1 protein-coding gene is annotated in these 447 nt (G+C 57.2%); it reads left to right on the forward strand.

Features of this window, described 5'->3' with window-relative positions; translation table 11 throughout:
- The first annotated feature begins 79 nt into the window (after nucleotides 1-79).
- Nucleotides 80-253 (forward strand): hypothetical protein, encoded by a 174-nt coding sequence (locus A6723_RS32020; protein ID WP_156356588.1) that lies wholly within the window; start codon nucleotides 80-82, stop codon nucleotides 251-253.
- Nucleotides 254-447 lie beyond the last annotated feature (194 nt).

The raw sequence follows: 447 nt of genomic DNA on the forward strand, positions 1-447 counted from the left end.
CGAATAGCCGGCCTTGAACTGCTGCAGTTCGTTGCGGCCCTGACTGGCATCGACACTTACTGAGAGACGGACATCAGTCATGAAGATTTATCACCTGGTAGTGCCACTGGCACTGATCTGCGTTCTGTTCCCTAAGGCCTTTTCTTGGGTAATGGGAGCAGCGTTGCTGTTGCTGTTCGTGCTTTTCCTGGCAGGGATACTTTTCAAGCCTCTTTTCCCTGCCCCAACTGAGAAGGCGAAGAAGGGGGACTAGCTGCCCGCCTTCATCCGCTCTGCCGCTTCAATCGCCTCGTTTACTGCGGACTGCCACGTCCCCCAGGGATAAGCCCACACCCCGGTATGGCCCTGGCGAATCAGGGCACTAGCGTTTCTTTCGAGTCTTCGGAGAGCCTCCCGAGGACTTGTCYCCCCWCCTCCACGACTCGCTYGCGCAGGCCGAAAAAATCC

The organism is Pseudomonas sp. AU11447, from assembly GCF_001672555.2.
Lineage (GTDB): Bacteria > Pseudomonadota > Gammaproteobacteria > Pseudomonadales > Pseudomonadaceae > Pseudomonas > Pseudomonas nitroreducens.